The 25362-nt window shown below is 69.0% G+C and carries 27 protein-coding genes and 1 tRNA gene; 12 read left to right on the plus strand and 16 right to left on the minus strand.

The features are described from left to right. Window positions 1–24: 24 nt before the first annotated feature. The 4 genes from ABGB19_RS09255 to ssd are packed head-to-tail and all read right to left on the minus strand — an operon-like array spanning window position 25 to window position 3603. A complete protein-coding gene (locus ABGB19_RS09255) occupies window positions 25–597 on the minus strand; it encodes a type II secretion system F family protein (RefSeq protein ID WP_347685553.1) in 573 nt (190 codons plus the stop codon). After that, window positions 594–1379, minus strand: coding sequence for a type II secretion system F family protein (locus tag ABGB19_RS09260; protein ID WP_347685554.1), 786 nt, complete (start codon window positions 1377–1379; stop codon window positions 594–596). Before ABGB19_RS09260 ends, ABGB19_RS09255 begins: the two co-directional genes overlap by 4 nt. Further along, complete coding sequence (locus ABGB19_RS09265; protein WP_347685555.1) at window positions 1376–2542, minus strand: TadA family conjugal transfer-associated ATPase; 1167 nt, start codon at window positions 2540–2542, stop codon at window positions 1376–1378. The genes ABGB19_RS09260 and ABGB19_RS09265 overlap by 4 nt, the downstream gene beginning before the upstream one ends. Continuing rightward, window positions 2539–3603: a septum site-determining protein Ssd gene (gene ssd / locus ABGB19_RS09270; RefSeq protein ID WP_347685556.1), complete on the minus strand. Its 1065-nt coding sequence runs from the start codon at window positions 3601–3603 to the stop codon at window positions 2539–2541. The genes ABGB19_RS09265 and ssd overlap by 4 nt, the downstream gene beginning before the upstream one ends. A gap of 415 nt (window positions 3604–4018) precedes the next feature. Between ssd and ABGB19_RS09275 the strand changes: the two genes are divergently transcribed. After that, the gene (locus ABGB19_RS09275) at window positions 4019–4876 is read left to right on the plus strand and encodes an HAD-IB family hydrolase (RefSeq protein WP_347685557.1); all 858 of its coding nucleotides are present in this window, start codon (window positions 4019–4021) and stop codon (window positions 4874–4876) included. Between the two features lie 411 nt (window positions 4877–5287). On the opposite strand, the gene ABGB19_RS09280 is transcribed toward ABGB19_RS09275, so the two are convergent. Beyond that, window positions 5288–6028 (minus strand): oxidoreductase, encoded by a 741-nt coding sequence (locus ABGB19_RS09280; RefSeq protein WP_347685558.1) that lies wholly within the window; start codon window positions 6026–6028, stop codon window positions 5288–5290. 105 nt (window positions 6029–6133) lie between these two features. On the opposite strand from ABGB19_RS09280, the gene acs reads away from it, so the two are divergent. Continuing rightward, window positions 6134–8095 (plus strand): acetate--CoA ligase, encoded by a 1962-nt coding sequence (acs, locus tag ABGB19_RS09285; RefSeq protein ID WP_347685559.1) that lies wholly within the window; start codon window positions 6134–6136, stop codon window positions 8093–8095. A gap of 6 nt (window positions 8096–8101) precedes the next feature. Here acs and ABGB19_RS09290 read toward each other — a convergent pair whose 3' ends face one another. Then, entirely contained in the window at window positions 8102–8821 is a 720-nt protein-coding gene (locus ABGB19_RS09290) for a S1 family peptidase (protein WP_347685560.1), read from the minus strand. A gap of 109 nt (window positions 8822–8930) precedes the next feature. Here ABGB19_RS09290 and ABGB19_RS09295 point away from each other — a divergent pair, with 109 nt between their 5' ends. Beyond that, complete coding sequence (locus ABGB19_RS09295; RefSeq protein ID WP_347685679.1) at window positions 8931–9458, plus strand: phage holin family protein; 528 nt, start codon at window positions 8931–8933, stop codon at window positions 9456–9458. Continuing rightward, window positions 9459–10424 carry an alpha/beta hydrolase gene (locus tag ABGB19_RS09300; RefSeq protein WP_347685561.1) on the plus strand — a complete coding sequence of 322 codons (966 nt, stop codon included), beginning with the start codon at window positions 9459–9461 and terminating at the stop codon, window positions 10422–10424. It abuts the gene before it with no gap. Here ABGB19_RS09300 and marP read toward each other — a convergent pair. The 4 genes from marP to nth are packed head-to-tail and all read right to left on the minus strand — an operon-like array spanning window position 10421 to window position 13743. Next, the gene (gene marP, locus ABGB19_RS09305) at window positions 10421–11608 is read right to left on the minus strand and encodes an acid resistance serine protease MarP (protein WP_347685562.1); all 1188 of its coding nucleotides are present in this window, start codon (window positions 11606–11608) and stop codon (window positions 10421–10423) included. The two genes, ABGB19_RS09300 and marP, sit on opposite strands and share 4 nt — an antisense overlap. Next, window positions 11605–12387: a CoA pyrophosphatase gene (locus ABGB19_RS09310; protein ID WP_347685563.1), complete on the minus strand. Its 783-nt coding sequence runs from the start codon at window positions 12385–12387 to the stop codon at window positions 11605–11607. Before ABGB19_RS09310 ends, marP begins: the two co-directional genes overlap by 4 nt. Then, entirely contained in the window at window positions 12384–13043 is a 660-nt protein-coding gene (locus tag ABGB19_RS09315) for a TlpA disulfide reductase family protein (RefSeq protein WP_347685564.1), read from the minus strand. Before ABGB19_RS09315 ends, ABGB19_RS09310 begins: the two co-directional genes overlap by 4 nt. Before the next feature lie 19 nt (window positions 13044–13062). Further along, window positions 13063–13743: an endonuclease III gene (gene nth / locus ABGB19_RS09320; protein ID WP_347685680.1), complete on the minus strand. Its 681-nt coding sequence runs from the start codon at window positions 13741–13743 to the stop codon at window positions 13063–13065. 235 nt (window positions 13744–13978) lie between these two features. Between nth and ABGB19_RS09325 the strand changes: the two genes are divergently transcribed. Together ABGB19_RS09325 and crp are read left to right on the plus strand one after the other, a co-directional pair. Beyond that, a complete protein-coding gene (locus ABGB19_RS09325) occupies window positions 13979–14263 on the plus strand; it encodes a hypothetical protein (protein WP_347685681.1) in 285 nt (94 codons plus the stop codon). An 89-nt stretch (window positions 14264–14352) separates the two neighbouring features. Further along, on the plus strand, window positions 14353–15027 hold the full coding sequence (gene crp, locus ABGB19_RS09330; RefSeq protein ID WP_005138643.1) for a cAMP-activated global transcriptional regulator CRP: 675 nt from the start codon (window positions 14353–14355) through the stop codon (window positions 15025–15027). A 63-nt stretch (window positions 15028–15090) separates the two neighbouring features. Here the strand turns inward: crp and ABGB19_RS09335 are convergent, their stop codons facing one another. From ABGB19_RS09335 to ABGB19_RS09345, 3 genes are all read right to left on the minus strand, one after another. Then, on the minus strand, window positions 15091–15867 hold the full coding sequence (locus tag ABGB19_RS09335; RefSeq protein ID WP_347685565.1) for an MBL fold metallo-hydrolase: 777 nt from the start codon (window positions 15865–15867) through the stop codon (window positions 15091–15093). A gap of 100 nt (window positions 15868–15967) precedes the next feature. Continuing rightward, window positions 15968–16423: a RidA family protein gene (locus tag ABGB19_RS09340; protein ID WP_347685566.1), complete on the minus strand. Its 456-nt coding sequence runs from the start codon at window positions 16421–16423 to the stop codon at window positions 15968–15970. Further along, window positions 16420–16581, minus strand: coding sequence for a DUF4177 domain-containing protein (locus ABGB19_RS09345; protein WP_347685567.1), 162 nt, complete (start codon window positions 16579–16581; stop codon window positions 16420–16422). Before ABGB19_RS09345 ends, ABGB19_RS09340 begins: the two co-directional genes overlap by 4 nt. 48 nt (window positions 16582–16629) lie before the next feature. Between ABGB19_RS09345 and ABGB19_RS09350 the strand changes: the two genes are divergently transcribed. Continuing rightward, the gene (locus ABGB19_RS09350; RefSeq protein ID WP_347685568.1) at window positions 16630–17649 is read left to right on the plus strand and encodes an ArsA family ATPase; all 1020 of its coding nucleotides are present in this window, start codon (window positions 16630–16632) and stop codon (window positions 17647–17649) included. After that, window positions 17649–18779, plus strand: coding sequence for an ArsA family ATPase (locus tag ABGB19_RS09355; protein ID WP_347685569.1), 1131 nt, complete (start codon window positions 17649–17651; stop codon window positions 18777–18779). Before ABGB19_RS09350 ends, ABGB19_RS09355 begins: the two co-directional genes overlap by 1 nt. 39 nt (window positions 18780–18818) lie before the next feature. On the opposite strand, the gene ABGB19_RS09360 is transcribed toward ABGB19_RS09355, so the two are convergent. Further along, a complete protein-coding gene (locus tag ABGB19_RS09360; RefSeq protein WP_347685570.1) occupies window positions 18819–19175 on the minus strand; it encodes a WhiB family transcriptional regulator in 357 nt (118 codons plus the stop codon). A gap of 295 nt (window positions 19176–19470) precedes the next feature. Between ABGB19_RS09360 and ponA2 the strand changes: the two genes are divergently transcribed. The 4 genes from ponA2 (at window position 19471) to ABGB19_RS09380 (ending at window position 24514) form a co-directional block, all read left to right on the plus strand. Next, the gene (gene ponA2, locus ABGB19_RS09365) at window positions 19471–21924 is read left to right on the plus strand and encodes a transglycosylase/D,D-transpeptidase PonA2 (protein ID WP_347685571.1); all 2454 of its coding nucleotides are present in this window, start codon (window positions 19471–19473) and stop codon (window positions 21922–21924) included. 72 nt (window positions 21925–21996) lie between these two features. Further along, window positions 21997–22956 carry a metallophosphoesterase gene (locus tag ABGB19_RS09370; protein ID WP_347685572.1) on the plus strand — a complete coding sequence of 320 codons (960 nt, stop codon included), beginning with the start codon at window positions 21997–21999 and terminating at the stop codon, window positions 22954–22956. A gap of 31 nt (window positions 22957–22987) precedes the next feature. Then, window positions 22988–24094, plus strand: a complete 1107-nt coding sequence (locus tag ABGB19_RS09375; protein ID WP_347685573.1) for a PLP-dependent cysteine synthase family protein — start codon at window positions 22988–22990, stop codon at window positions 24092–24094. A 346-nt stretch (window positions 24095–24440) separates the two neighbouring features. Beyond that, window positions 24441–24514, plus strand: a tRNA-Pro gene (locus tag ABGB19_RS09380). Window positions 24515–24540: 26 nt separating this feature from the next. Here ABGB19_RS09380 and ABGB19_RS09385 read toward each other — a convergent pair. Both ABGB19_RS09385 and ABGB19_RS09390 read right to left on the minus strand, forming a co-directional pair. Further along, window positions 24541–24918: a helix-turn-helix transcriptional regulator gene (locus tag ABGB19_RS09385; protein ID WP_347685574.1), complete on the minus strand. Its 378-nt coding sequence runs from the start codon at window positions 24916–24918 to the stop codon at window positions 24541–24543. Between the two features lie 202 nt (window positions 24919–25120). Beyond that, window positions 25121–25357, minus strand: coding sequence for a hypothetical protein (locus tag ABGB19_RS09390; RefSeq protein ID WP_347685575.1), 237 nt, complete (start codon window positions 25355–25357; stop codon window positions 25121–25123). Between the last annotated feature and the right edge of the window lie 5 nt (window positions 25358–25362).

The following is a 25362-nucleotide window of genomic DNA, read 5'->3' on the forward strand; positions in this document are numbered from 1 at the left end:
CTGTTCTCCCTCCTCGGCTGCCCCTCACAGCAGTCCCGACTGCAACACGTCACCGGCCAGGCCCGCGACCACCGGCACGATCCCCAGACACAGGAAAGCTGGCAGGTAGCACACGCCCAGCGGGCCCGCGATCAACACCGATGCCTTCTCCGCCGTCGCGCGAGCCGCATCCGCTGTGTCGTCGCGCGATCGTGCGGCAAGGTCCTCCACACCCTGTGCCAGCGCCATCCCCGAGGACGCCGAGCGCCGGGCCAGTCGCATGAAGGCATCGACGTGCCGGTCGACGGTCCCGGCCGGACTGGACCACGCCTTCGCGGGATCGGCACCGAGTGCGAGCAGGTGCGCCGCGCGGTCCAGCAGGCGCGCAAGCCGCGGTGGAGCCGACGTCGCGGCCGCCGAAGCGGCTGTCGACACCGCCATTCCCGATCGCAGGCAGGCCGCGAGCACGTCGAGCGTCGAGGCGAGCGCCAGCGGATCGCCCACCGGCGTCACCGCGGTCGATGCGGGCTCGGGCGCCTCGAATGCGCGCAGGCGTGACATTGCCGCATCGGACTTGACGAGCAGCGCGGTCGCGAGAAGTAATGCAGCGAGGGTCATTCCGTCACCCGCCCGGTGATCCGATCCGACCACGCCAGCCCGGCGCATGAGAGCGCGACGCCGGCGGCCAGCAGCCACTGCCCGGCGCCGGCCGACGTGAGGAAGCGCACCGGTTCGGCGCCGATCATCTCGCCGAGCCCGATCCCGAGCACCGGCAACCCCGAGAGAATAGCGGCGGTGGTTCTGGCTCCCGCCATGCCCGCGGTCACCTGTGCCGAGAGGCGTTCCCGCGCGGCGATGTCGCGCTGGGCGGTCTGCAGCAACGTCGCGATCGCCAGACCCTGCGCGTGCGCGAGCTGCCAGCACACCGCGAGGCGCTCCCAGTACGCGGGCAACGACGACCTGCGCGCGACACTCTGCAGACCCGCAGCGACGTCGGCCCCCATGCCGGCCCGCGCCGCCACGGTCCGCAACGACGTCGCGACGCTGCCGACGACCTCCCCGGCCGCCGCGTCGAAGGCCACCACCGGGTGCGCGCCGACGCGCAACTCCCCGACCAGCACGTCGAGCGCGCCCTGCAGCGCCGCGGCTTCGCCGACGCGGCGGCGTTGCTGACGGCGTCGTCGTCGGCGTGCTACACCGGTGACCGCGACGGCGCCGACCGCCACGACGACACCCGCTGGGGCGACGACCGCGATCACGACCAACAGAGCGACGAGGCCGGGCACTACCGGTATGCGTGCGCGCTGACTCGTGTGCACCGTGCGCAGCCGGGTTCGGTGCCGGCACGGTGTCGGCGCCACCAGGACCGCCAGTGCCAACGCCAGTGCCGCGCCACTCATGTGCGTCTCCGCCCCGCGATCAGTTCCCGCAGATGATCCGCGCCGCGGTCGAAGCCGCGGTCGACGTGCCAGGCGGTGGAGGCGTAGACACGGCCGTCGGCCGCCGGCAGCAGCACCGCGATCTCGCTGAGTTCGCGGACGCCGGCGCGGGCGCGGCTGACGTGGATGATCACTTGGACGGCGGCGGCCAACTGGCTGTGCAGCGCCGCCCGGTCCAACCCGCCGACCGCGGCGAGCGCCTCGAGGCGCGCCGGCACCTCCACCGGGCTGTTCGCGTGCACGGTTCCCGCGCCGCCGTCGTGGCCGGTGTTCAGCGCGGCGAGCAGATCGACCACCTCGGCGCCGCGAACCTCCCCGACGACGATGCGGTCCGGTCTCATCCGCAGCGCCTGCTTGACCAGGTCGCGCACCGTGACCTCGCCGACCCCTTCGACGTTGGGGCAGCGCGCGACGAGCTTGACCAGGTGCGGGTGCGCGGGCGCCAGTTCGGGGGCGTCTTCGACGCACACGATCCGCTCGTCGGGTGCGACGGCGCCGAGGATCGCGGCCAGCAGCGTCGTCTTTCCCGCTCCCGTACCGCCGGTGACCATGAACGCCAGTCGCGCTCGGACGATGTCCTCGAGCAGCGTGGCGGCGCTCGGCTCGATGGTGCCCATCCGGGTCAACGACGCCAGATCCTGGGTGGCGGGGCGCAGCAACCGCAACGACAGACAGGTCCCCCTCGACGCGATCGGCGGCAGCACCGCATGCAGGCGAACGGTGAACTGGCCGGCGCCTACGCCGGTCAGTTGGCCGTCCACCCATGGCTGCGCCTCGTCCAAGCGCCGCCCGGCCGCCAGTGCCAGCCGCTGCGCGAGCCTTCGCACCGACTCCTCGTCCGCGAACCGGACCGCGCTGCGGCGCAAACCCTCCCCGTCGTCGATCCACACCTCGTCCGGCGCGGTGACCAGCACGTCGGTGGTGCCGTCGGCCGACAGCAGCGGTTCGAGCAGGCCGGCGCCGGTCAGCTCCGTCTGCAATGCCCGCAGCCCGCTCAGCACCTCGGTGTCGCCGAGAAGGCCGCCGGATTCCGCCCGGATGGCGTCGGCCACGACGGTGGGCCTCAACGGCGCCGACTCGGAGGCGAGGCGCTCTCGCACCCGGTCGATCAGCGAGGCGCTCACGCCGCCACCACCCCGGGATGTTGCTGCAACATCGCCAGCACCTCGCGCGCGGCGACCGCGAGCGGCGAGCGCGACCCGATACGCAGGCCGCCGCTCTCGAGCATCTGAGCAATGCCCGGCTGCGGTCGCATCGCCGCCAGCAGGGGCAGGTCGACGATCGCTGCGACGTCGGCCGGACGCAGACCTCCCGGTGCAGGCCCGCGCACCACCAAGCCCGCGTTCGGATTGACCGTCGACACCCAGCGCCCGACGGCGGCGGCCGCCGCGCAGGACCGGATGTCGGCCGGTGTCACCACGACGACGAGGTCGGCCGCGACGAGCGCGGTCTCGGCGGCGACCGTCGTGCGCCTCGGGACGTCGCACACCACCGTCGCGCCGCCGCGGCTTCCCGCGTCGATCACCGCACCCAACGGCGCAGCCTCCACATCGCCACCGCCGGCACTGCCCGACAGGACACTGATCCCCCGGTGTCGGGGCAGCGCCTCCCGTAAGGCGCCGTAGGTCAGCCGGCCACCCCGCAGTTCCAGGTCCGGCCAACGCAACCCGGCTCCCCCTTCGCTGCCCACCACCAGGTCGATCCCGCCGCTCCACGGGTCGGCATCGACCAGCAACGCCTCAGAAGCCGTGTGCGCCAGTGCCGTGGCGTACACCGATGCGCCCGCGCCACCGCGACCGGCGATCACGGCCGCCACCGGACCGCGCCGTCCAGCGTCGTCGACCGCATCGGCGGCCTCGGACAGCTCGGCCATCAGCTCGCCATCCTGCGCGGGCAGGGTGATGACCCGCTGCGCACCCACGGCGATCGCGGTCTGCCAGTCGGCGGCGCTCGGTTCGGCCCGGCCGACGAGGACGACGCGGCCGCGGCGCGGAAACGCCCGCTGCACACACCGGCGCGCGGCCGCGACATCGAGCAGGACGGCCACCGCACCGGTCCAGACCTTGCGGCTGGACGGTTCGGACGCGTGCACCACACCCACCCCCGCGGCGGCGCACACCCGGTCGACGTCGTCGCGCAGCGTGGGATCGGAGATCAGAGCGAGGTATCCAGGAAGCGAACCCATGCCACCAGCCTGGGCGTGGGAAGTGACGGCGCGCGAGAGCCCCCACGACATCTGTGGATGTATCCGGTAATGGGGATAAGTCGATGGGTTTGGAGAGCGAAAATCGCGTTCCGCAACTTAGCTCAGGGAATAGATCTATCCGCTTTGCGAAGCCCCCCGGAAAAGGGACGACCCCCGCCAGGGGGGGAGGAGGCGGAGGTCGTCGTGAATCAGCCCCGGGGGGTCGGGCTGATGCACACCCAGCATAAGCCGGGTAATGCTCACTATACACACGCCCATCCGGAACGGCGCAAGTGCTCATTGCTAACGAAATAAGCACAAATCTGGAAAGTGGACACTCACCCGCAGGTGTCGCAACCTGCCAGTTTGTACACTCTCTCGCCAAGTGTCACACGGCCGCCCCTATGCTGACGCTGTGACCGCATCTGAGTCGACGGCAGGGGCGTCAACCGCTCCGCAAACGGGTGCTCCGGCCGATGAACCGGTGCGCACCGCCGCCTTCTTCGACCTCGACAAAACGGTGATTGCGAAATCCAGCACTTTGGCATTCAGCAAACCCTTCTTCGAGCAGGGGCTAATGAATCGCCGCGCCGTGCTCAAGTCGACCTATGCGCAGTTCCTGTTCCTCATGTCCGGCGCCGACCACGACCAGATCGACCGAATGCGCTCGTATGTGACGAACATGTGCGCTGGGTGGGACGTCGAGCAGGTGAAGTCGATCGTCGGCGAGACGCTGCACGACATCGTCAATCCCCTCGTGTTCGCCGAGGCCGCCGAGTTGATCGCCGACCACAAGCTGTGCGGCCGTGACGTGGTCGTGGTCTCGGCGTCCGGTGAGGAAATCGTCGCGCCGATCGCCCGTGCCCTTGGCGCGACGCACGCGATGGCCACCCGGATGGTCGTCGAGGACGGCAGGTACACCGGCGAGATCGCGTTCTACTGCTACGGCGAGGGCAAGGTCGCCGCAATCCGCGAACTGGCCGCGCGGGAGGGTTACGCGCTCGAATACTGCTACGCCTACTCCGACTCCAGCACCGATCTGCCGATGCTCGAGGCGGTGGGCCATCCGACTGTGGTAAACCCCGACCGCGCGCTGCGCAAAGAGGCGACCGCCCGGGGATGGCCGGTGCTCAGCTTCTCCAAGCCGGTGTCGTTGCGGGACCGCATCCCGGCACCCTCCGGCGCGGCCGTGGCAACCACTGCCGCCGTCGGTGTGAGTGCGCTCGCGGCCGGCGCGCTGACCTATTCGCTGTTGCGGCGCTTCGCATTCTGACCGACGCTTCGCACGGTAGCCAGCAGTGGCGTAACGATCCGGATTCGCGCTCGATTTGGGCCTTGATGTGACTGCGGTCACGGAGTACAAAGGAAACCACGGAAGCTTGGTTAGGCCAAGGCCGAGCCGGAAGAGAAGGCTCGGTTCTCCCGATCCAGGCTCCCCAGCACGGACCCCGGCACCCACGGCGAGCACATGCCGCGGAATAGGCAAAAGTGTTGCGGGCCTGCGTATTTGCGAAGAGCGGACGGCCACCACGGCCCTTTGGGTGGGGTCGGGTTCGTAGCGCATCGACAAGACGCCGAGGCCACCCACGCAGCCCACAAAGCACGCTTGGTAACCGGAGTCCGTGCTAGCGGGCGACGAGCCGAATCAGTTCGGAGCGTCGCCCGCTTCGCGTTGCTGGCACGCTCACGACGACGCGGCCTGTGCGATCGACAACGCCTCTCTCGCGCCCTCGGCCAGACCGCGGCAGCTCAGCAGAATCCACGCCGTCAGCCCGTCCGGCGTGCCCGACGAGAAGCCGCGCTCCGCGGCGCGGTAGTCGCCCGAACGACGCATCCAGTACACCTCGGGGACGCCGAGGCCGTGCGGATCGAGTCCGGTGGTGATCGTGACCAACCGCGACGCCGCGCGGGCCACCACGCCGTCGGCGGTGCCGAACGGCGCCAGCGAGAGCAGCTCGCCGTGCACGACGGCGGCCAGCACCGGTGCGGGAACCCGCGTCGCACCGGTGACGATGTCGGCCAGCAGCGCCAACCGGCGGCCCACATCGGCATCCCCGCGCGGCCTGCCCAGGCTGTCGTCGTCGGCGATGTCGGCGGCCGCCAACGCGTGCAGCCGGGCGATCGCCTGCAGGGGCGCCCGCTGCCACACCCCGACCAGCGACGTCTCCCCACCTTCGAGCGCCTCCGACACCCGCAGCGCGCCGGCGAGCACCGGGTCGGGCTCGCCGTCGACGGAGAACTGCAGTGCACCGCCGTCCAGCACCGACGACGCGCGGGCGGCTCGCAGCGCCGCCTCGGCCGCGGTCGCGGGCCAGCCGCGGAGGTTGGCGCGGTGCCGGTGCGCGCGGCCCAGCGCCTCGCGCGCCTGCTCGCCGGCGTCCGCGACGCCGGGCAGATCGGCCAGCGGGGCGAGCGGGTCCGTCACGCCAGCCGACGCTAGTCGACCGCTCGGCGCGCGGGACCGGCCACCCGCAGAGGGACCTGTGACTTGCCAACGTGCGCCACGGAGTTGGTGACTAGTCTCACAGACATGAGCGAGACGCACACCGAAGTTCCGTCCGTCTACCCACCTTCGGCCGATTTCGCCGAGCACGCCAACGCCACGGCGGACCTCTACCGCGAGGCCGAGGCCGACCGCTTGGCTTTCTGGGCCGAACAGGCGAACCGGTTGTCCTGGGACACGCCCTTCACCGAGGTGCTGGACTGGTCCGACGCCCCGTTCGCCAAGTGGTTCGTCGGCGGCAAGCTCAACGTCGCCTACAACTGTGTGGACCGGCACGTCGAGGCCGGCATCGGTGACCGGGTGGCGATCCGCTGGGAGGGTGAACCCGGTGACAGCCGCGATATCACCTACGCCGACCTGAAGGCGGCGGTGTGCAAGGCCGCCAACACGCTGGTCGATCTCGGACTGGTGGCAGGCGATCGCGCCGCGATCTACATGCCGATGATCCCGGAGGCCATCGTCGCGATGCTGGCCTGCGCGCGCCTGGGGGTGCTGCACTCGGTGGTGTTCGCCGGCTTCTCGGCATCGGCGCTGAGTGCCCGCATCGAGGATGCCGAAGCCAAGCTCGTGATCACCACCGACGGGCAGTACCGCCGCGGCCAGGCCGTGTCCCTCAAGGAAGCAGTCGACGAGGCCTGCGTCGGCCAGAAGTCCATCCAGCACGTTCTGGTGGTGCGCCGCACCGGAATCGACACACCGTGGACCGACGGTCGCGACCTGTGGTGGCACGAGACGGTCGACAAGGCCTCGGCCGAGCACACGCCCGAGGCGTTCGACTCCGAGCATCCGCTGTTCCTGCTCTACACCTCGGGCACCACCGGAAAGCCCAAGGGCATCATGCACACCTCCGGCGGGTACCTCACCCAGGCGTCGTACACGCACTACAACGTGTTCGACATCAAGCCGGAGAGCGACGTGTACTGGTGCACCGCGGATATCGGCTGGGTCACCGGGCACACCTACATCGTGTACGGCCCGCTGTCGAACGGGTGCACGCAGGTGGTGTACGAGGGCACGCCCAACTCGCCCACCGAGCACAGGCACTTCGAGGTGATCGAAAAGTACGGCGTCACCATCTATTACACGGCACCGACGCTGGTGCGGATGTTCATGAAGTGGGGCCGCGAGATCCCCGACGCGCATGACCTGTCGAGTCTGCGGCTGCTCGGATCGGTCGGCGAGCCGATCAACCCGGAGGCATGGCGCTGGTACCGGGATGCGTTCGGCGGCAACAGAACTCCGGTTGTCGACACCTGGTGGCAGACCGAGACCGGCGCCATCATGATCTCGCCGTTGCCGGGTGTCACCGCCGCCAAGCCCGGTTCGGCGATGACACCGCTGCCGGGCATCTCGGCGAAGATCGTCGACGAAGAGGGCAACGAGCTGGTGCCCGGCGCCGACGAGGCCGAGCACGTCACCGGGTACCTGGTGCTGGACCAACCGTGGCCGGCGATGCTGCGCGGAATCTGGGGAGATCCGGAGCGCTACAAGGAGACCTACTGGTCCCGGTACGGAGGCAAGGGCTGGTACTTCGCCGGTGACGGCGCGCGCGTCGACTCCGACGGCTCCATCTGGCTGCTCGGCCGCATCGACGACGTGATGAACGTGTCCGGCCACCGGATCTCCACGACTGAGGTGGAATCCGCTTTGGTGGGCCACTCCCACGTCGCCGAGGCCGCGGTCGTCGGCGCCAGCGACGAGACCACCGGCCAGGGCATCTGCGCGTTCGTCATCCTGGAGTCGCACGCCAAGCATCGCGACGGGGACGAGATGGCGCACGAACTGCGGGAGCAGGTGGCCAAGGACATCGGCAAGATCGCCAGGCCGCGCGAGATCCACGTCGTGCCCGAACTTCCCAAGACCCGCAGCGGCAAGATCATGCGCCGGCTTCTTCGCGACGTCGCCGAGGGCCGCGAGCTCGGAGACACCTCAACGCTGGTGGACCCCAACGTGTTCGAAGCGATCCGGGCGAGTAAGGCCGAAGCCTGACCTTCTCTACGCCACCGCTCCGACCGGGACGAAGCCCGTTCCGGGTCGGTTCTTGGCCGTGATGTCGGCCAGCTGGGTGTTGAACGACATGTTCACCGCGGGCGTGTGCAGTGGGACGTATTTGATGATGCAGGTCGGCAACTTCTCGGAGAACGCGCCGTGGATCATGCCGACCAGCCGGTTGTTGACCGTGACCGGTGCACCGGAATCGCCCGGCTGGCCACACACCTGGTTGACGAACGTGCCGGGTTCCTCGCCCGGCCCCCAGGTGACACCGCAGGAGTAACCCGTGGTGCGGCCCAGCTTGCACGCGACGTCGCCGACGACCGGGTCAGGTCCCAGGCCGTCGATCCGAAAACCGTTGACATTGTTGGTCGGACGCACCTTCTGCGGGTCGAACTGGATCACCGCGTAGTCGAGCGCATCGTTGCCCGCCACCATCGTGCCCAGCACCCCGGCGCTCTCGGCCTCCTCGGCGGCGATCTGGGCGCCCGGCCCGCCGCAGTGTGCGGACGTGAAGCCAATCAGGTTGCCCCGGTTGTCGTTACCGATCGTGGTGAGCGTGCACAGCGACTCGCCGTTGACGACGAGCCCGGAACCGCCACCGAGAGTGACGACCCCCTGGGCGTGGGCGACGCCGACCGGCGCGATGAGCGCCGCAAGCAGGACCGCGATCGCGGCGGCAAAGCGCAGGCGGCCGCTGGACTTCACTGACGAGTCTCCCATCGACGCGCTCGACCTGCCCTGCCAAGAACCAGGCCAGTCTATCGTCGGCCGGGATCGTTTCAGCGCACGCCACATGGCAACATGAACCGCAACCGACACTCGGGAGGAACTGTCCGTGAGCGATCGCAGGAATGGCGTGCCGACCACCGTGACGTCGATACCGCTGGTCGACCCCCATGCCCCGAAGGCCGACCCGTCCATCGGTGACCTCGTCAAAGACGCCACCACCCAGGTGTCCACGCTGGTGCGGGCCGAGGTGGAGCTGGCCAAGGCCGAGATCACCCGGGACGTCAAGAAGGGCCTGACCGGCAGCGTCTTCTTCATCCTGGCGCTGGTGGTGCTGTTCTACTCGACGTTCTTTTTCTTCTTCTTCGCAGCCGAACTGCTCGACACCTGGATCTGGCGCTGGGCGGCATTCTTGATCGTGTTCGGAGTCATGGTGGTGGTCACCGCCGTGTTCGCGCTCCTGGGCTACCTGAAGGTGCGCCGCATCCGCGGTCCGCAGAAGACCATCGAAACGGTCAAGGAGATCCCCGAGGCGCTGACGCCGGGGCAACGGCAAGACCACGACAAGACCAAGGAGGTCGCGTCGGGCGACGGCAAGCCCGCCGCGACGGCCGATCCGTCAGGCTGGTAGGTGCCCGCGCGCGGCGGCGACGGCCGGCACCCGCCGGGCCCGTCCGTCGTCCGCATCGACGGCCCGTGGCGCCATCGCGAGGTGCACGCCAACGGGATTCGCTTCCACGTCGTCGAGGCGCAAGCCGACGGCGCTCCGCCGGGCACCGAGCGCCCACTGGTCATCCTGCTGCACGGCTTCGGCTCGTTCTGGTGGTCCTGGCGCCACCAACTCAGGGGGTTGACCGGTGCCAGGGTGGTGGCCGTGGACCTGCGCGGCTACGGCGCCAGCGACAAACCGCCCCGCGGTTACGACGGGTGGACCCTGGCCGGTGACACCGCCGGCCTGGTGCGGGCGCTGGGCCACAAGAACGCGACGCTGGTCGGGCACGCCGACGGCGGGCTGGTGTGCTGGGCGACGGCGGTGCTGCACCCCCGCGTGGTGAAGGCGATCGCGGTGGTGAGTTCGCCGCATCCGGTCGCCCTGCGCGCCTCGGTGCTGCGCCGCCGCGATCAAGGCCGCGCGCTGCTGCCGTGGATGATGCGCTACCAGGTGCCGATGTGGCCCGAGCACGCGCTCACCCGAGACGATGCCGAGGAACTCGAGCACCTCATGCGCAGCCGCGCGAGTAGCAAATGGGTTGTCTCCGAGGACTTTTCCGAAACCGTGGCACACATGCGGCGCGCGATCCGGATCCCGGGCGCTGCCCACTCGGCGTTGGAGTACCAGCGCTGGGCCGTGCGCAGCCAACTTCGCGGTGAAGGCCGCCGGTTCATGCGGTCGATGAAGCGGCCCCTCAACGTCCCGGTGCTGCATCTGCGTGGCGACGCCGACCCGTACGTGCTGGCCGATCCCGTCTACCGCACCCAGCAGTACGCGCCGCACGGCAGGTACGTATCCCTCGCGGGCGCAGGGCATTACGGCCACGAAGAGGCGCCCGAGATGGTCACCGAGCAGTTGAGCCGGTTCCTGCGGCAGGTGTACTAGGTGATGCAGGCGCCGGTCGGCACACGCTGACTGTTGTTCAGCTTCGCGATCTGGTGGGACACCTCGTTGGCCGTCAGCACGAAGCCGGTATCGGCATCGTCGACGGCGGCGCCGAACACCACACCCAGCACCCGGCCCTCGCGGTCGATCATCGGCCCACCGGAATTGCCTTGTCGCACGCTGCCTCTGATGGTGTAGACCTCACGCTCCACGGTGGCGGTGCGGTAGATGTCCGGACCGCTGAGCTCGATGATCTCGCGCACGCGTGCCGGAGTCGCGACGAAGTCCCCTCCGCCGGGATAACCCATCACGACCGCGTCGGTGCCGGTGGTCGCCGGGGTCTCCGCGAACTGCAGCGGCGCCGAGGACAGGTTCGGAACGTCGAGGATCGAGATGTCGGCCTGCGGGTCGTAGGACACCACGAACGCGTCGTACGTCTGGCCGTCGGCCTCGACGGTGACGCTCTCCGAACCGGCGACCACGTGCGCGTTCGACATGACCCGGTTGGGTGCGGCGACGAAACCGGTGCCCTCCAGCACCTTCTGGCATCCCGGCGCGACGCCGCGGATCTTGACCACGCTGGGCCGCGTCGCCGCCACGATCGGGTCGGCGGCCAATGCGGCGTCGGGCGCGTCGACCGCGACGATCGGGGTGCGGCCGAACGGCTGCAGCACGTCCGGCAGGCCGGAGGTGTCCAGCAGCGCCGACAGTCGCGTCGGCACCGACCGCAGCCACCCCGGTGCGGCGTCGTCGACCTGCTTGAGCACCTTCGAACCCCGCACCGCGGCGGCCAGGTTCGGCTGGTCCGACGACTGCAGCGGGTAGGTCAACATCCACGCGGCGACCAGCACCGCGACGATCTGGATCGCGACGCCGACCAGCGAGTCAACCGCCCGCAGCGTGCGGTTGCGGATGGCGCTGCGCACGGCACGGCCCAGCACGACGCCGGCGATCTCACCGACGACGACCAGCGCGAGGATGAGGAACAACGTCACGAAGAGCTTGGTGCGGGGGCCGTCGATGTTGGCGACGATGTGCGGGGCCAGCAGCACACCGGCGACCGCGCCGAGCACCACACCGAGGAACGACAGCATCGAACCCAGTGCCCCCGAGCGCCAGCCCGAGATGCCTGCGACGAAGGCGATGCCGAGGACCACCAGGTCCACCCATTGTGACGATGTCATGGTTGAGCAACACCGTAACCGTCTTGGTCTCCGACGAGCGCCATTGCCTCCTCGAGTTCACGAACGTCGTCGGTGTTCCACGGCTGGGCCCAGCCGGCCACGTCGAGCATCGCCGAGATCACCTGACCGGTGAATCCCCACACCAGCATCTCGTTCAGTAGGAATGCCGGTCCCGCGAAACGGCGGGTGTTGGCGTTGCGGTACACCATGATTCGATTCTCGGGATTGACGAACGCCCGCAGCGGCACACGCGCCACGACCGCGGTCTCGGCCTCGTCGACGACGGTCACCGGCCCGGGATCCGGCGAATACGCCAACACCGGCACGACGTGAAACCCCGAAGGAGGGATGAACAGCCGCTCCAGCGTGGCGAGCGGATGCAACCGCCCGGTGTCGAGGCCGGTCTCCTCGCTGGCCTCGCGGAGCGCGGTCTGCACAGGGCTGTGGTCGCCGTGCTCGACGGCGCCGCCAGGAAAGGCCGCCTGACCTGCGTGGTGGCGCAGTGTCGAGGCCCGCACGGTGACCAGCAGGTCGACATCCTCGGGTAGACCGCCCGGCGAGGCGTCGGGCGGGCCGGAGAACAACACCAGCACCGCGGCATCCCGGCCCGAAACCGCCGCTTGTGCGGCCTCGCTGGCGGCCGCGACCATCGCGAACACCTCGGGCGGCACCCGTCGCCGATAGGCCTCTTTGACGTCGTGGGCCTTGTCGAGCAGTGGCTTGAGCCAGGCTGGGGCAGCGTGGGGGGTCAAACCGCTAGCCTCGCTGACCCAACTCACCCCGGCTCCCCTGTCTTAGGGCCGACTTTCGGTCCTACCGCTGCGGCGATCTCATCGGCGGTGGCGAACGAGCGCGGCAGAATGTCGGCAACGCTACCGTCTGCCCGCAGCACCACGGTGGCGGGCATGACGTTGGGCACCCGCAGCGCAGCGGCGATGAGGCGGCGGCCGTCCTGCAGCGTGGGCAGTCGCACCCCGAGTTCTGCCAGTCGCAGCAACGCGGCCATCTCGTTCTCGTCCTGGTGGACGGTCAGCACGGTCACCTCGGGCCCGACCCGCCGTTGATATTCGGCCATCGCGGGCAGTTCCTCGGCGCACGGTGCGCACCAGTACGCCCACAAATTCAGCACCACCGTGCGGCCGGCCAGTGCTTCGGCGACGTCGACGATCGACCCGTCGCCCGCACACTCCAGCGTGATACCGCGCAGAGGCGCCGGGCCGTCACCCGCGCCGGGCGCCGGGCAGGGCGGCAGGTCGGCCTGGGCCCGCGGCCCGGCCAGGGCTTCGGCGGTGTCGGCGTCGCGGCGGTCTCGGGCAGTGTCCTGACCGGTCGGGCCGGTCGAGGGCGCGTCCTCGTTCAATTGCGCCACCATCGCGACCACTAGCGCCACCACGACGACGAACGCCGCGATGGTCCACCGGGTCGAGGCGCGCATGGCTACCGGCCGAACGTGGTCACAGCCCGGCCATCGCGAGCAGGTGCTCGGTCTCGGGGCCCTTGACCAGCGGTGCGGCGATCATCGGATCCGTCGGCCCGGTGCCGTACGACGGGCAGTCGGCGGCCAGGACGCACACTCCACAGGCCGGCTTGCGGGCGTGGCAGACCCGCCTGCCGTGGAAGATCACCCGGTGACTCAGGTCCGTCCACTCCTTGCGCTCGATCAGGTCGGCGACGGCGAACTCGACCTTGACGGGATCCTCCTCGGCGGTCCACCGCCACCGCCGCACCAGGCGGCCGAAGTGGGTGTCGACGGTGATGCCGGGAATGTCGAAGGCGTTGCCCAGGATGACGTTGGCGGTCTTGCGGCCGACGCCGGGCAGGGTGACCAGCTCGTCGAGGGTGGCGGGCACCCGACCGTCGAAGCGCTCGACGAGCTCCTGACCCAGCCGGATGAGCGAGTTCGCCTTGTTGCGGTAGAACCCGGTCGGCCGGATGAGCTCTTCGAGCTCGGTGCGGTCGGCCTGCGCGTAATCGAGGGCGGTGCGGTACTTCTTGAACAACGCGGGGGTGGTCAGGTTGACCCGTTTGTCGGTGCTCTGCGCCGACAGGATGGTCGCCACGGTGAGTTCGAGCGGGTCGGTGAAATCGAGCTCGCAGTAGACATGCGGAAAGGCTTGTGCCAGCGTGCGATTCATTCGCCGCGCCCGGCGGACCAGACCGATCCGGGTCTCCTCGTCCCATTTTCGGGCGCGTTTGGCCGCGGCCGGTCTTCGCGCTGGCGTCTCACCCACGGTCACGTCAGCCAGCGTACTGACGTGCTCGGACATCCTCGGCGCGGACCGGTGACAATTCGTGATCCCGCTGAGACCTTCGCGGTGTTTACTTCACCGTGTGTCGTGGTTGCTGGTGGGGCTGATCCCTGGGTTGCTGATGGTGGTGACCTTCGGACTGCAGCGACTCGAAGCCGGGCTCAACCCCGACACCGTCTCCGCCACCGATGTGGCGAAGTTCTTCGAGCATGCCGAACCATCGGATGTCAGCACTCTGGCGCGTGACGGGATGAGCCACGCGCTCGCCGGCCTGCGCAGCCGCCAGCACGCCCAGGACGCCCTCACGACCGCGGCAGTCCACGATTCGGGTTTGCCCACCCGGGTATACGCCCATCACCCGCCGAAAACCGAATTTCAGCCGACTCGACATGCCGATCGTGTGTAGCGTGGGCTGGTCACGAAATCGGGTACCTCTAGACTGATCTCGCTAACCGGATAGAGGTCGGCTTCACCCAACAGCTTAAGAGGGGCAACGTGGACGAGATCCTGGCTAGGGCCGGAATCTTCCAGGGGGTCGAACCCAGCGCCGTTTCCGCGCTGACCAAGCAACTACAGCCCGTCGACTTCCCTCGTGGGCACACCGTGTTCGCCGAGGGTGAGCCGGGCGATCGGCTCTACATCATCATTTCCGGCAAGGTCAAGATCGGCCGGCGGTCGCCGGACGGGCGGGAGAACCTGCTCACCATCATGGGCCCGTCGGACATGTTCGGCGAGCTCTCGATCTTCGACCCCGGCCCACGCACCTCGAGCGCGACCACGATCACCGAGGTCCGCGCCGTCTCGATGGACCGCGATGCGCTTCGCGCCTGGATCGCCGACCGGCCCGAAATCGCCGAGCAGCTGCTGCGAGTGCTGGCCCGCCGGCTGCGCCGCACCAACAACAACCTGGCCGATCTGATCTTCACCGACGTGCCCGGCCGCGTGGCCAAGCAGCTGCTGCAGCTGGCGCAGCGGTTCGGCACCCAGGAGGGTGGCGCGCTGCGCGTGACGCATGACCTGACGCAGGAGGAGATCGCCCAGCTCGTCGGCGCGTCCCGGGAGACCGTCAACAAGGCGCTCGCCGATTTCGCCCACCGTGGCTGGATTAGGTTGGAGGGCAAGAGCGTTCTGATCTCCGACTCCGAACGGCTGGCCCGCCGCGCCCGTTAACGATTTGGTGCACCGCGACCGGCGCTCACCGCCGGAAAGGGTGCACAAATCACTACTGACTTACTACTGACGCAAGTACTCGAGCTGCGCCTGGACGCTCCATTCGGCGACGTCCCACAGGTTTTCGTCGACGTCGGTGTAGACGTGCTCGACGATCTGCCGCGCGCTCGCCTCGTCGCCGAGCACCCGCAGCGCGTCCCGCACCTGCTCGAGCCGCTCCTCGCGGTGCGTCAGGTACATGTCGCTGACCGACTCGATGTCGTCGAGATCCGGGCCGTGGCCGGGTAGCACCGCGCGGTGCCCGAGTCCACGCAGCCGGTGCAGTGAGTCCAGGTACTCGGCGAGGTCGCCGTCCTCCTTGTCGATCACGGTGGTGCCACGGCCCAGCACGGTGTCGGCGGTCAGCACGGCGTCGTCGAGCAGGAACGACACCGAATCGGCGGTGTGGCCGGGCGTGCCCATCACCGTGATGCGCAAACCGGCGGCCTCGATGACCTCGCCGTCGGTCAGCGGCCCGCCAAGGCCGCGCAGGAATCCGCTGCCGACGGCCCGCACCACCGCTCCCGTGGCGTCGACGACCTTGTCGATGCCACCGGTGTGGTCCTCGTGGCGATGGCTGATCAGCACCAGCGACACGCTGCCGAGTTCGGCGATCCGCGCCAGGTGCTCGTCGTCGTCGGGGCCGGGGTCGACGACGACCATCTCGCCGCTGCCGCGGCCTCGCAGCACCCAGGTGTTGGTGCCCTCCAGCGTCATCTTGCCGGGGTTGTCGCACAACAGCACCGAAGCCGTCGCGGTGACTGGGCGCAGCCGGCCGTACGCCGGGTGCTCCAACGTCACGCGACCTCCGCTCGATCGTCGCTCACGCGACCTCCGCTCGATCGTCGCTCACGCGACCTCCGCTCGATCGTCGCTCACGCGACCTCCGCTCGATCGTCGCTCACGCGACCTCGACGATCAGTTCGACCTCCACCGGCGCATCCAACGGCAACTCCGACACCCCGACCGCCGAACGCGCATGCGCACCTGCGTCGCCGAACACCTCGCCGAGCAACTCGGACGCACCGTTGACGATCCCTGGCTGGCCGTTGAATCCCGGTGCGGACGCGACGAACCCGACCACCTTGACGACGCGGGTCACCGCGTCGATGCCGACCAGCGAATGCACCGCCGCCATGGCGTTGAGCGCGCACACCCGGGCCAGCGCCTTACCGTCCTCCGGGGTGACCTCGGCGCCGACCTTGCCGGTCTGCAGCAGCGAGCCGGACTGCATCGGCAACTGGCCGGCCGTGTAGACGAGGTTGCCGGTTCGAACCGCGGGCACGTAAGCCGCCAGCGGTGGCACCACCGCGGGCAGCTCGATGCCGAGTTCGGCGAGCCGGGCCGACGCGCTCATTTCGGCCGTTTGAGATAGGCGACGTGCTGTTCACCGGTGGGGCCGGGCAGCACCGACACCAACTCCCAGCCGTCCTCGCCCCACTGGTCGAGGATCTGCTTGGTGGCGTGGGTCAGCAGCGGGACGGTGGCGTACTCCCAGCGGGTCGCTTCGCTCATGTGCAGAGCTTATCGGGCGGCGATACGGCCCCCAGCTAGCATGCAGACGTGGCTTCCACTACCAATGGCGGTAGACCCGTCGGCTGGCCCTCCCGGCTGACCAAGGCGCGCCTGCACTTCGTCACCGGCAAGGGCGGTACCGGCAAGTCGACCATCGCCGCATCGCTGGCACTGGCACTGGCCGCGGGCGGCCGAAAGGTGCTTCTGGTGGAAGTCGAAGGGCGGCAAGGTATTGCGCAGCTGTTCGACGTGCCGCCGCTGCCGTACAAAGAGGTCAAGATCGCGACCGCCGACGGCGGCGGACAGGTCAACGCGCTGGCCATCGACACCGAGGCGGCGTTCCTCGAGTACCTCGAGATGTTCTACAACCTGGGCTTGGCCGGCCGCGCGATGCGCCGCATCGGCGCCGTCGAGTTCGCCACCACCATCGCACCCGGACTGCGCGACGTGCTGCTGACCGGCAAGATCCGCGAGATCGTCACCCGCGCCGAGAAGAGCAAACAGCCCGTCTACGACGCCGTCGTCGTCGACTCGCCGCCGACCGGTCGCATCGCCCGCTTTCTGGACGTCACCAAGGCGGTTTCGGACCTAGCCAAGGGCGGGCCGGTGCACGCCCAGGCCGAGAGCGTCGTCAAGGTGCTGCACTCCGATCTCACCGCCATCCACCTCGTCACCCTGCTCGAGGCGCTGCCCATCCAGGAGACGCTCGAAGCGATCGACGAACTGCGCGCACTCGGCCTGCCCATCGGCAGCGTCATCGTCAACCGCAACATCCCGGCGCACCTGGCGCCCGACGACCTGGCCAAGGCCGCCGAGGGCGACATCGACGCCGACACCGTTCGCACGCAACTCGCCGATGTGGGAATCACCCTGTCCGACAGCGACTTCGCGGGCCTGCTCACCGAGACCATCCAGCACGCCACCCGGATCAAGGCGCGCGCGGAGAGCGCCGAACAACTCGATGCGCTGGACGTGGCCCGCCTGGAGCTGCCCCAGATCGCCGACGGCGTGGACCTGGGCAGCCTCTATGAACTCGCCGAAGAGCTCGAACGTCAGGGGGTTCGATAATGAGCGCCACTCCTCCGACCCTCGATATGGGCGCGATCCTGGCCGACACCGCGAACCGCGTCGTGGTGTGCTGCGGCGCCGGCGGCGTCGGCAAGACCACCACCGCCGCGGCGATGGCGCTGCGTGCGGCCGAATACGGCCGCACCGTCGTGGTGTTGACCATCGACCCGGCCAAGCGTCTCGCGCAGGCGCTGGGCATCAAGGACCTCGGCAATACGCCGCAGCGCGTTCCCCTCGCGCCGGAGGTCAAGGGTGAGCTGCACGCGATGATGCTCGACATGCGTCGCACGTTCGACGAGATGGTGATCCAGTACTCCGGGGCCGATCGGGCCGACGCGATCCTGGACAACCAGTTCTATCAGACCGTCGCCACGTCACTGGCCGGCACGCAGGAATACATGGCGATGGAGAAGCTGGGTCAGCTTCTGGCGCAGGACAAGTGGGATCTCGTCGTGGTCGACACCCCGCCGTCACGCAACGCCCTGGACTTCCTCGACGCGCCGAAACGGTTGGGCAGCTTCATGGACAGCCGACTGTGGCGGATGCTGCTGGCACCCGGCCGCGGAATCGGACGGTTGGTGACCGGCGCAGTGGGCCTGGCGATGCGGGCGATGTCGACCATCCTTGGCTCCCAAATGCTCTCCGACGCCGCCGGTTTCGTGCAGTCGCTCGACGCGACGTTCGGCGGCTTCCGGGAGAAGGCCGACCGCACCTACGAACTGCTCAAGCGCCGCGGCACCCAGTTCGTGGTGGTGTCGGCGGCCGAACCCGACGCGCTGCGCGAGGCGGCCTTCTTCGTCGACCGGCTGTCCGAGGAGACCATGCCGCTGGCCGGGCTGATCCTGAACCGCACCCACCCGATGCTCTCGGAGCTGCACGCCGAGAAGACGATCGAAGCGGCCGAGACCATCGGCGAGACAGACCCGGATTCGCTGACCGCGGCGGTGCTCACGATTCACGCCGACCGTGCGATGACGGCCAGACGGGAGATCCGGCTGCTGTCACGGTTCACCGGCGCCAACCCGCACGTGCCGATCGTGGGCGTGCCGTCGCTGCCGTTCGATGTGTCGGACCTGGATGCGCTGCGGGCCATCGCCGACCAGATCACCGGCGAGGCGGCCGCCGCGTAGCGGCGGACTGGGCGAACTACGGGGAAAGCGGCCTGTCCGTCAGACCGCGGAGCGGTGCTTGCGCTGGGCGGAGAAGAACTCGGCCCAGGACACCACCTCGGGGTGTTGCTTGAGAAGGGCCCGGCGCTGACGTTCGGTCATACCGCCCCACACGCCGAACTCGACGCGGTTGTCGAGGGCGTCGGCGCCGCACTCGAGGATCACCGGACAGTGCCTGCAGATGACGGCGGCCTTGCGCTGTGCGGCACCGCGCACGAACAGTTCGTCGGGATCCGCCTGGCGGCATCGGGCCTGGGAGACCCAGGCGATACGAGCCTCGGCCTCGGCGCCTTGGACGATGCTGTGAGCCGAGGACGTCATTGCGGTCCTGCGCGCCGCGGGCCTTGTAGCTGACACCAGCGTTCCCTTCGTTCCAGCCGCCCTCCGGCCAACACCGGCACGGCGTAGTCCTCCGGTGTAAACCGCTGATGCGATCTACGCCACATTGCGAGGGGTCAGTGTGACCTGCATCGCACTGTTCGATCAAATTAGATGGTCAAAGGCGGTCTGCGCAATACGTAGAACCCCACTTTTTTGGGACGACCGTGCCGTCAGGGGACGAAATTGACGACCATGCCGTTCAGCACGGTATTTGGGCTTGGCAATCGACCGTCGGGGGCTGCCATTTTGCGGCGTCGTTAGTCTGTAGGTCATGCCGGAGAGTGAGCCGACCCGACCGCCGGCGGCGGTGACGGTGATCAAGCTCGCCTGGTGCGTTCTGCTGGCCAGTGTGATCACCGCCGCCCTGATGTTCCCCGTCGTCGGCGGCTTCGGCCTGGTCTCCAACCGGGCCTCCGACGTCGTCGCCAACGGCTCGGCCCAGCTGGTCGAGGGCGAGGTGCCGCAGGTGTCGACGATGGTCGACGCCAAGGGCAACACGATCGCCTGGCTCTACAGCCAGCGCCGATTCGAGGTGTCCGGCGAGCAGATCGCCAACACCATGAAGCTGGCGATCGTCTCCATCGAGGACAAGCGCTTCGCCGAGCACAACGGCGTGGACTGGCAGGGCACCCTGACCGGGCTGTCGGGATATCTGTCCGGCAACCTCGACACCCGCGGCGGGTCGACCATCGAGCAGCAGTACGTCAAGAACTACCAGCTGCTGGTGATCGCCCAGACCGACGCCGAGAAACGCGCTGCCATCGAGACCACGCCCGCCCGCAAGCTACGCGAGATCCGGATGGCCCTGACGCTGGACAAGACGTTCACCAAACCCGAGATCCTCACCCGCTACCTGAACCTGGTGTCATTCGGCAACGGCGCCTTCGGCGTGCAGGACGCCGCGCAGACCTACTTCGGCATCAACGCCGCCGATCTGAACTGGCAGCAGTCCGCGCTGCTGGCCGGCATGGTGCAGTCGACCAGCACGCTCGACCCCTACACCAACCCCGAGGGCGCGCTGGCTCGCCGGAACGTGGTGCTGGACACCATGATCCAGAACATCCCCGAAGAGGCCGAGGCGCTGCGCGCCGCCAAGGAGCAGCCGCTGGGCGTTCTGCCGCAGCCCAAGGAACTGCCCCGCGGTTGCATCGCGGCCGGCGACCGTGCGTTCTTCTGCGACTACGTGCTCGAGTACCTGGCGCGCGCCGGGATCAGCAAGGAGCAGGTGGCCCGCGGCGGCTACCTCATCAGGACCACGCTGGATCCCGACGTGCAGAACCCGGTGAAGGCGGCGGTCAACCAGTTCGCCAGCCCCGACCTCGACGGCGTCGCCAGCGTGATGAACGTGATCCGGCCCGGCAAGGAATCGCATCCAGTGCTGGCGATGGCGAGCAGCCGGAACTACGGACTCAATCTCGAAGCCGGCGAAACCATGCATCCGCAGCCGTTCTCGCTCGTCGGCAACGGCGCCGGGTCGACGTTCAAGATCTTCACGGTGGCCGCGGCCTTGGAGATGGGCATGGGCATCAACGCCCAACTCGACGTCCCCGCCCAGTTCCAGGCCAAGGGCCTCGGCAGCAGCGACACCCCCGGCTGCCCGGCGGCGACCTGGTGCGTCAAGAACGCCGGCGGCTACCGCGGTCAGATGAACATCACCGACGCGCTGGCGACGTCACCGAACACGGCGTTCGCCAAGCTGATTTCTCAGATCGGCGTGCAGCGCACCGTCGACATGGCAGTCCGGCTGGGCATGCGGTCCTACGCCCTGCCCGGCACCGCCCGCGACTACGACCCGGAGAGCAACGAGAGCCTGGCCGACTTCATCAAGCGGCAGAACATCGGCTCGTTCACGCTGGGCCCCATCGAGATCAACGCGCTCGAGTTCGCGAACGTGGGCGCGACGCTGGCCTCCGGCGGCGTGTGGTGCCCGCCGACGCCCATCGCCCAGGTGATCGACCGCCACGGCGAGGAGGTGTCGGTCACCACCGAGACCTGCGAGCAGGCCGTCCCCGAGGGGCTGGCCAACACGCTGGCCAACGCGTTGAGCAAGGACGACAAGGGCGCGGGCACGGCCGCGGCGGCGGCCGGTTCCGTCGGCTGGGACTTGCCGATGTCCGGAAAGACCGGCACCACGGAATCGAACCGCTCGTCGGCCTTCCTCGGGTTCACCAGCACCCTTGCCGCGGGCAACTACATCTACGACGACTCCACGACTCCCGGCGAGTTGTGTTCCTTCCCGCTGCGCAAGTGCGGATCGGGCAGCCTCTTCGGCGGTAACGAGCCCGCGCGCACCTGGTTCGCCGCCATGAAGCCGATCGCCACCAACTTCGGGGAGGTCCGGCTCCCACCGACCGATCCGCAGTATGTCGAGGGCGGCCCCGGCTCACGCGTGCCCAGCGTGGTCGGGCTGGACCAGGACGCGGCCCGGCAGCGACTGCGTGACGCCGGTTTCCAGGTCGCCGACCAGGCCACTTCGGTGAACAGCTCGTCGTCCTACGGCACGGTGGTCGGCACGTCGCCCAGCGGCCAGACGGTGCCGGGCGCGATCATCACGATCCAGATCTCCAACGGCATCCCGCCGCCGCCCCCGCCGCCGCCTGCCGGCATCCCCGCCATTCCGGGCTTGCCGGCGCCCGTCGGGCAGACGGTTGTCCAAATTCCGGGACTGCCGCCGATCACGGTGCCGGTGCTCGGCCCGCCGCCGCCCGCGCCGCCACCACCGTGACGCGACGTGTGATCGCCCACGCCGGGCGGGTGAAAGCGGTGAGTCGGCGGGACTCGCAGTAGGCTGGCCGGCATGTCCGCCCGTTCGACCCTGTTGAAGAACTCCGCCGTCGCGGCCGCCGGTGCGCTGGTGGCCGGAGTCGGTTACGCATCGTTGATCGAGCGCAACGCCTTCGTGGTGCGCGAGCTGACGATGCCGGTTCTGTCGCCCGGGTCGTCGCCGTTGAAGGTGCTGCACATCAGCGACATCCACATGCGGCCCGGTCAGCGGGGCAAGCAGGAATGGCTGCGCGAGCTCGCGGGCCTCGAGCCCGACCTGGTGGTCAACACCGGCGACAACCTCGCGCACGCCAAGGCCGTGCCCGCGGTGGTGCAGTCGCTGTCCGAACTGCTCTCGGTCCCGGGGGTGTTCGTCTTCGGCAGCAACGACTACTTCGGTCCGCGGCCGAAGAACCCGCTGAACTACATCACCAACCCTGGCCACCGCATCCACGGTGAGCCGCTGCCCTGGCAGGACCTGCGGGCGGCGTTCACCGAGCGCGGGTGGCTGGACATGACGCACACCCGCCGCGAGCTGGACGTCGCCGGCCTGCGCATCGCCGCGGCGGGCGTGGACGATCCGCACCTGTCGCGCGACCGCTACGACACCATCGCGGGCCGGCCGAGCCCGGCAGCCAACCTGACTCTGGGGCTGACGCACTCGCCCGAGCCGCGGGTGCTCGACCGCTTCGCCGCGGATGGCTACCAGCTGGTGATGGCCGGTCACACCCACGGCGGCCAGGTGTGCCTGCCGTTATACGGCGCGATCGTCACCAACTGTGATCTCGACCGGTCGCGGGTCAAGGGCCCGTCGCGGTGGGGGGCACACACCCAGTTGCACGTCTCGGCGGGAATCGGCACGTCGCCGTACGCACCGCTGCGGTTCTGCTGCAGGCCGGAGGCCACCCTGCTGACGCTGGTGGCGGCGCCGATCGGTGGACGCGACACCGACGTCCGGGCGGGCAGATCGCACCCGAGCGTTTCGGTGCGGTGAATCGGCAGCGCTTCGCCGTGCAGTGAACGCAGTGAACGCACCATCAGGCACGGCGACCCGTTCTGCGCCACGCACGTGGGTGGACAATGCGGTCCGGTTGATCGAGGCCGACGCCAGGCGCAGCGCCGACACGCACCTGCTGCGGTACCCGCTGCCCCTGGCGTGGTGCGAAGACTGCGACGTCCAGCTGTACCTGAAGGATGAGACGACCCACATCACCGGCAGCCTCAAACACCGGCTCGCGCGGTCGTTGTTCCTCTATGCGCTCTGCAACGGCTGGATCGACGAGGACACCACGATCATCGAGGCGTCATCGGGGTCGACTGCGGTGTCGGAGGCGTACTTCGCGGCGCTGCTGGGGCTGCCGTTCATCGCGGTGATGCCGTCGTCGACCAGCGCCAGCAAGATCGCGTTGATCGAAACACAAGGTGGGCGTTGCCATTTCGTCGCCGAGTCCTCCCAGGTGTACGCCGAGGCCGAACGGCTGGCCGAGGAGACGGGCGGCCACTACCTCGACCAGTTCACCAACGCCGAGCGGGCCACCGACTGGCGCGGCAACAACAACATCGCAGAATCGATCTTCGAGCAGATGCGCGACGAGGCTCATCCAATCCCGGACTGGATCGTGGTCGGCGCGGGCACCGGCGGTACCAGCGCCACGATCGGCCGCTACATCCGCTACCGGCGCCATGCCACCCGGCTGTGTGTCGTCGACCCGGAGAACTCGGCGTTCTTCCCGGCGTACGCGCTGGGCCGCCGGGACGTCGTCACGGGGATCTCGTCGCGGATCGAGGGGATCGGGCGGCCGCGGGTGGAGCCGTCATTCCTGCCGGATGTCGTGGACCGCATGGACGTGGTGCCGGATGCGGCGTCCGTGGCGGCCGCGCGGCACGCCAGCGCGGTGCTGCGCCGGCGGGTCGGACCGTCAACCGGTACCAATCTGTGGGGAGCGTTCGGCCTGCTGGCCGAGATGATCGCCGAGGGCCGCAGCGGGTCGGTGGTCACGCTGCTCGCCGACAGCGGTGACCGCTACGCCGACACCTACTTCTGCGACGAGTGGGTGAGGCGCCAGGGGCTGGACCCCTCGGCGTTCGCCCCGGTGCTGGTCGAGTTCGAGCGCTCGGGCCGCTGGCCCTGATCGTCGGCTCGACCGGTCAGCGGGCCGTCCGAGGTGAGGAACAGCCACACCGCGGCCAGGGCGAAGAACCCCAAGTAGATGGATGCGCCGAGCCCAGTCATTTCCGCCTCGCTTCGTCGTTCCTGTCGTCAGTGTGCACAACGCCACCGACACCTCGGTTGCTTCCCGCGGCGTGTCGTGACGTGCGCCTCTTCTCGGGGCGCCAGGCGTCGCGAGATGTACACCAGGGTCGTGGCCAAGCGCGGGATCGCAGCCATGGCGTACGCTTCGCGAGTTCGAAGGTCCGCCCGGCGAAAGGCGTTTGGCCTAGCACCCCGGCCGTGCGATACGCTGTCGTGGCTTCACGCGGGGTGTGGCGCAGCTTGGTAGCGCGCTTCGTTCGGGACGAAGAGGTCGTGGGTTCGAATCCCGCCACCCCGACTGTGTGACCGGCCGATGAACCGCCGTCATCCGGCGGTCCGATACACGCCCTTGAGCGTGTCCTCCGGATACACCCCGTACCTCTTCCGGTACTGGCGCGCGAAGCGGCCGGAGTGCCGAAAGCCCCATCGGCGGGCGATCTCCCGGACCGTGGAGGTCGACGGGTGCGCGGCCGTCAGCTCGAGGTGAGCCCGCTGTAACCGCACGCCGAGCAGATAGCCGATCGGGGTGGTCTCGAGCTGTTCGCGGAACGCCAACTGCAACGCCCGCGGTGTCACATGAGCGACCGTCGCGATGTCGGCCAGCGTGATCTGGGTGTGCGCGTAGGTGTCGACGAACTCGATCGCCCGCTTGAACCACGGCGGAGCGTTTTCAGACCACTTCTTCCTTTGTCCAGCGCCCATGTGGACCCACCTTTCGGCCCGCACCGTCTCATATCGGGACCCGCCGCCAGACGCGTGCGATGGGGGGAGTCGCGATCATCTAGACGGCGGGCCTGCAACGGAGGACGTACCCACCTACGTGAATTTCGATGCACAACTGATGCGTAAAGTTCGCGGGCGCGGTCACGGCGGCGGAACGGCAGGCGACGGCAGACTCGTCTGGCTATGCCAGAATGCCGATCCCGGGCCCGGCCTTGTTCTGGGATTTTGTGTAGACCACGACGGAACTCAGCTCGACAAACCCGATCAGCACCAGCGGCCACACGGCGCCGCCGAGAAAACTGATCCACAGCGGGTGCGGCGCAGGCGATTCGTTGTCCGACAGGCGCCTGCCCGCGGCGTACAGTCCCAGCGACACGACGGCCCAGCCGCAGAAGTAGAACCCTAGTAGAAGCTCCATGTCAA

It is taken from the genome of Mycobacterium sp. B14F4, assembly GCF_039871645.1.
GTDB lineage: Bacteria > Actinomycetota > Actinomycetes > Mycobacteriales > Mycobacteriaceae > Mycobacterium.

Bases quoted from the DNA above. Each gene is read 5' to 3' on its own strand.
- marP (WP_347685562.1), bottom strand. From the start codon at position 11,608: ATGACATCGTCACAATGGGTGGACCTGGTGGTCCTCGGCATCGCCTTC.
- ABGB19_RS09255 (WP_347685553.1), bottom strand. From the start codon at position 597: ATGACCCTCGCTGCATTACTTCTCGCGACCGCGCTGCTCGTCAAGTCC.
- ABGB19_RS09340 (WP_347685566.1), bottom strand. From the start codon at position 16,423: ATGAGCGCGTCGGCCCGGCTCGCCGAACTCGGCATCGAGCTGCCCGCG.
- ABGB19_RS09355 (WP_347685569.1), top strand. From the start codon at position 17,649: ATGAGCGCCACTCCTCCGACCCTCGATATGGGCGCGATCCTGGCCGAC.
- ABGB19_RS09325 (WP_347685681.1), top strand. From the start codon at position 13,979: ATGGTGGTGACCTTCGGACTGCAGCGACTCGAAGCCGGGCTCAACCCC.
- ponA2 (WP_347685571.1), top strand. From the start codon at position 19,471: ATGCCGGAGAGTGAGCCGACCCGACCGCCGGCGGCGGTGACGGTGATC.
- ABGB19_RS09390 (WP_347685575.1), bottom strand. From the start codon at position 25,357: ATGGAGCTTCTACTAGGGTTCTACTTCTGCGGCTGGGCCGTCGTGTCG.
- ABGB19_RS09385 (WP_347685574.1), bottom strand. From the start codon at position 24,918: ATGGGCGCTGGACAAAGGAAGAAGTGGTCTGAAAACGCTCCGCCGTGG.
- nth (WP_347685680.1), bottom strand. From the start codon at position 13,743: ATGAATCGCACGCTGGCACAAGCCTTTCCGCATGTCTACTGCGAGCTC.
- ABGB19_RS09315 (WP_347685564.1), bottom strand. From the start codon at position 13,043: ATGCGCGCCTCGACCCGGTGGACCATCGCGGCGTTCGTCGTCGTGGTG.
- ABGB19_RS09290 (WP_347685560.1), bottom strand. From the start codon at position 8,821: ATGGGAGACTCGTCAGTGAAGTCCAGCGGCCGCCTGCGCTTTGCCGCC.
- ABGB19_RS09260 (WP_347685554.1), bottom strand. From the start codon at position 1,379: ATGAGTGGCGCGGCACTGGCGTTGGCACTGGCGGTCCTGGTGGCGCCG.
- ssd (WP_347685556.1), bottom strand. From the start codon at position 3,603: ATGGGTTCGCTTCCTGGATACCTCGCTCTGATCTCCGATCCCACGCTG.
- acs (WP_347685559.1), top strand. From the start codon at position 6,134: ATGAGCGAGACGCACACCGAAGTTCCGTCCGTCTACCCACCTTCGGCC.
- ABGB19_RS09370 (WP_347685572.1), top strand. From the start codon at position 21,997: ATGTCCGCCCGTTCGACCCTGTTGAAGAACTCCGCCGTCGCGGCCGCC.
- ABGB19_RS09345 (WP_347685567.1), bottom strand. From the start codon at position 16,581: ATGAGCGAAGCGACCCGCTGGGAGTACGCCACCGTCCCGCTGCTGACC.